Source organism: Streptomyces albipurpureus (genome assembly GCF_023701525.1).
GTDB classification, from domain to species: domain Bacteria; phylum Actinomycetota; class Actinomycetes; order Streptomycetales; family Streptomycetaceae; genus Streptomyces; species Streptomyces albipurpureus.
Genome location: NZ_JAMQAW010000130.1, coordinates 1 through 3,930 on the forward strand (window position 1 = coordinate 1; position 3,930 = coordinate 3,930).

Genomic DNA, 3,930 nt, shown 5'->3' on the forward strand with positions numbered 1-3,930 from the left:
CGCCTGCCACATCCGCCGCTGCGGCGATCGCGTCCACGAAGGGCGTGAAAGTCCACTGGCTCGGCGCCAAGTACGCCAGCCGGTCACACGACCGGTGCGATGACTACGTGCGGCAGATCCGGGCCTCACACCTCGCGAACAAGCGTGAGAACTACTCGGACATCGCGTACAACCTGCTGGTCTGCGAGCACGGGACCATGTTCGAGGGCCGCGGGGTTCATCGCCGGACCGGAGCAAACGGCTCAGCCGCGCTCAACACCGCGCACTACGCGGTCTGCGCTCTCCTCGGCATCAACGGCAAGCCAACCGACGCCCTCCTCGGCGGTCTGCGGGACGCGATCGAGTACCTCCGCGAGCACGGCAAGGCCGGCGCCGAGATCCGCGGGCACCGTGACGGGCTCGCCACGGCCTGCCCTGGGGATGATCTGTACGACTGGGTGAAGCGCGGGGCACCCAGGCCCGCGGGTTCGAAGCCACCCGCGCCGAAGCCGCCTGCGGGCGCCAAGCCCCCGGTCGTAGACCTGTCCAAGCTGGTGGCCGCCGCCCGCTCAGACCCGCCCAGGCGCGGCACCCCGATCTCGTACTACGGAGTCAAGACGGTCGAATCCGCCCTCGTCACGGAGGGCTTGCTCGCCCGCGAGCTGGCTGACGGGCACTGGGGCACTGCCACGCTCGCCGCCTACGCCTTGTGGCAACGACGCTGCGGCTACACGGGCGCGGACGCCGACGGCATCCCCGGAACCGAGTCCCTCAAGAAGCTTGCCGCCAAGCGCGGCTTCACCATCACCCCCTGAACGGAGCCATCATGGCCGACCATTCGTACTCTCTCCCTGACGCCGAGACTGTCCTCAAGACCGGCGCTACGTTCGCCCGCGACCTCACGGAGCGGGTCCTAAGCACGTTCCTCCAGGCAGGCATTGCTGGCATCGTCGTCACCCAGCCTCTGGACGGGAGCATGTGGTACGCCGCCGGAGCCGGTGGTGTGGGCGCGGTCATCGCCTTGGGGAAGGGCTTGCTGGCGCGCTTCCGATCCGTCACCAACAGCGCCAGCTTCGCTCGGGGGGTGTAGGTGGTGACCCCGCCGGAGACAGCCGCGCTCACCGCCGAGATGGCTCACCTCCGTGGCGACTTCGCTGGCTTCGGTCGGGACCTCGGCGACATCAAGACCGCCTGCGCGGTGCTGGTGGAGCGGTCGACTCGGACAGAGCAGGACCTCCGGGACCTGCGCGCAGAGAAGGACCAGGAGCTGCGGGAGTTGCGGGAAGAAATGGAGAAGGACCGCGCCGAGGTGGCGCAGATCAAAGCCCGGCAGTGGCCACTCCAACCTCTCGGTGCGTTGACCGCAATCGGCGCCCTCGGCGTCTCGCTGTACACCCTCCTCGGACGCTGACCGTAGGAACGCCCCCTGTCTTCCCTTCGGGGAGGGCAGGGGCATTTTCGTGCGTTCCGACATCTATCGGTGCTGGCGTGGGAGTGCCAGGGTGTTCCGGAAGGGAGCGCTCCACCTGTGCCGATGGGTGGGGCTCTGTCCCGCCCGCGTCCCCCATACGGGCGGGCCGCTCCCGGTCTCTCCCGGCTCCCCACGGTTAAGGCGCCGACGTAGCCCCGGAGGGGGTGGAGGCCAGACGCCTCCTCCGGGAGACTCAGGGCTCTACGCCTGGTGGCGCACCCGCCGCTTGAGGGCTTGCTCGACCTCGTATCTGTTCTGCCCGCTGGCCCTGGCGTACTCAGTGATCGCCGTCTGTACCGCGTAGGCGGTCTCCGTGGTGAGCGCTCCGGCCTGGATCTCCTGCCAGGCACGGGTCTCCAGCTGGATCAGCTCGGGCGGTAGGTCTGTGTCGGCAGCCATGACTCGGATCGTACGTCCCTCATCGCTTGTGCTGATGGGGTGCCCCCGTGCGCCCTTGACGGTGGCACCCCATCCCTATGAAAGTCGTGTGGAACCGTATGGAATCCGCTCCTCATGGAGGCTGCCGTGGCCCTAAAGTTCCTTGGGATCTACCCCAACTCCCCGGTCGACGAGTCCCAGACGATCTGGCTTGACGAGGAAACCGGAGACCTTCTGATCCAGTCTGACAAAGCAACACCGGACGAGGTTCGTGCGTGCAAGGAGGTCGGGTCGATCCCCGGCCACTCCACCGAGGTTCCCGACCACGAGGCGATCATCCGGCTCTCTGCGGTCATGCTGAAGTACATCCCGCGCGCCAACGAGGAGAAGAAGGCAGTGCAGCCACCCGCCCGTGAAGCCCTCGCCCGAGCCAAGCACTCCGCCGTGCACCTGGAAATGCGCGACCACTACATGCTCGACGACCCGGGCTATCTGGCCTGGCAACAAGGCAAGCGCATCGAGCAGGCCGATCGCTCCGCCTGGTGGGGACCCTGGCACGACCACGTCCAGGAGGCAACTGCCCGCGGGGTGATGGTGCGCCGGCTCCGTATCGTCTCCGAGCCGGTCCACGACTACATCCGTTACGAGTACGACATCACCTTCACCAACACCACAGCGGGTGAACACGTCCGGTGGCTACCCAGGCGTCAAGCCACGAGCCTGTCCCTGCCGGGAACTGACTTCTGGCTCTTCGACGCCGAGACGGCGCTCTTCCACCACTTCACGGGGGAGGGACAACTCGCCGAGGATGGACGTGAGTACACCAAAGATCCGCCTCGGGTGAAGCTGTGCGGCGAGGCATTCGAGGCAGCATGGGCTCTCGCTACTCCGCACGAGCAGTACGAGATCCGCTGACACCATCGTGGCTGTCTCCGCATCCTCCAGTGCCCAGCAGGCCCGGCAGACTCTCGCTGACCGTCTCGGTGAGATCCGTCGGGATGCTGGCCTGACCGGCCGTGAGCTGGCTGGTGCATGCGGCTGGTACCCGTCGAAGGTCTCCCGGATCGAGAACGCTCGTACACCTCCTTCGTCCGAGGACATCCAAGCGTGGTGCCAGGCCTGCGATGCGGCGGGCCAGGCCGCAGACCTGATCGCCTCGCTCCGGGCGGTCGAGGGCATGTGGGTGGAGTGGCGCCGCATGGAGCGCATCGGGCTACGGGCCGTACAGGAGGCCCGGCTGCCGTTGTTCGAGCGAACCCAGCGCTTCCGCTCGTACTCATCTTGGCTCGTACCGGGCCTGATCCAGACCCGGGCGTACACGGAGGCGGTACTCCGTGCGGTGCAGCGCCGGCGGGTCACGGTCGATGACGTGGACGCCGCGGTCGGCGCACGGATGGAGCGACAGCGAGTCCTTCACCGCAGCGCGACCTTCGCGTTCCTCATAGAAGAGTCGGTCCTTCGGTCGGGGATCGGTGGTACGGAGGTGATGGCCGGGCAGTTGGGACATCTGCTCTCAGTGGCGACTCTGCCCAGCGTCAGTCTCGGTGTGGTGCCGATGCGTCCGGATCGCCATCGGATGCCGGTGGAGGGGTTCTGGGTCTTTGACTCAGAGCAGGTGAACGTCGAGCTGGTCTCCGGGCACCTGACCATCACCCAGCCACGGGAGATCGCCATGTACGCCGACGCGTTTGCCGAGCTGGCCGAGCACGCGGTTTACGGAGCGGACGCGCGTGGCCTGGTCACGGAGGCTCTGCACACCCTCGGGTGAACCCGTGGAATCCCATAGAACTCGCTAGGGGCAGTCGGCCCCGTGTCCGTACGTTTCCGGTAGACGACACCGGCTGTGGACGGGGGCGCCCTGTGATGACGATGCGCGTATACCGAGTGAGGCCGGACCGGTCTCGCTACCCGGTGTCGCCGCAGATTGTGGTGGACACCCCGAGCGGCCCGCAGACTTCCCCGGCGCCGATGACGACGTCGGCGTATCCGCCGTGCCGCTGCCCGCAGTGTCCGGTGCAGGGGCGGGAGGCCGGCTGATGGAGATGCAGACGTGGCGTGACGCCCGTGCCCGTGCCGAGTCCGCGGCGACCGCGCTTCAGCAG

General features: G+C 67.5%; 7 protein-coding genes. 5 read left to right on the forward strand and 2 right to left on the reverse strand.

Translation table 11 applies throughout. The annotated features are described in order from the left end of the window. The 3 genes from NBG84_RS40245 to NBG84_RS40255 form a co-directional block, all read left to right on the forward strand. A partial coding sequence (locus NBG84_RS40245; protein WP_285369033.1) for an N-acetylmuramoyl-L-alanine amidase occupies nt 1-794 on the forward strand: 794 nt, incomplete at its 5' end. 11 nt (nt 795-805) lie between these two features. Then, nucleotides 806-1,069 carry a hypothetical protein gene (locus tag NBG84_RS40250; protein WP_250924706.1) on the forward strand — a complete coding sequence of 88 codons (264 nt, stop codon included), beginning with the start codon at nt 806-808 and terminating at the stop codon, nt 1,067-1,069. A 3-nt stretch (nt 1,070-1,072) separates the two neighbouring features. Then, nucleotides 1,073-1,390: a hypothetical protein gene (locus tag NBG84_RS40255; protein WP_250924707.1), complete on the forward strand. Its 318-nt coding sequence runs from the start codon at nt 1,073-1,075 to the stop codon at nt 1,388-1,390. Between the two features lie 261 nt (nt 1,391-1,651). On the opposite strand, the gene NBG84_RS40260 is transcribed toward NBG84_RS40255, so the two are convergent. Then, entirely contained in the window at nt 1,652-1,849 is a 198-nt protein-coding gene (locus NBG84_RS40260) for a hypothetical protein (RefSeq protein WP_250924708.1), read from the reverse strand. A 126-nt stretch (nt 1,850-1,975) separates the two neighbouring features. Here NBG84_RS40260 and NBG84_RS41330 point away from each other — a divergent pair, with 126 nt between their 5' ends. After that, a complete protein-coding gene (locus tag NBG84_RS41330; protein WP_308312169.1) occupies nt 1,976-2,743 on the forward strand; it encodes a DUF6879 family protein in 768 nt (255 codons plus the stop codon). 7 nt (nt 2,744-2,750) lie between these two features. After that, the gene (locus NBG84_RS40270) at nt 2,751-3,596 is read left to right on the forward strand and encodes a helix-turn-helix domain-containing protein (protein ID WP_250924709.1); all 846 of its coding nucleotides are present in this window, start codon (nt 2,751-2,753) and stop codon (nt 3,594-3,596) included. A gap of 136 nt (nt 3,597-3,732) precedes the next feature. On the opposite strand, the gene NBG84_RS40275 is transcribed toward NBG84_RS40270, so the two are convergent. Then, nucleotides 3,733-3,930 (reverse strand): hypothetical protein (locus NBG84_RS40275; protein ID WP_250924710.1); only part of this gene is annotated, 198 nt, incomplete at its 5' end.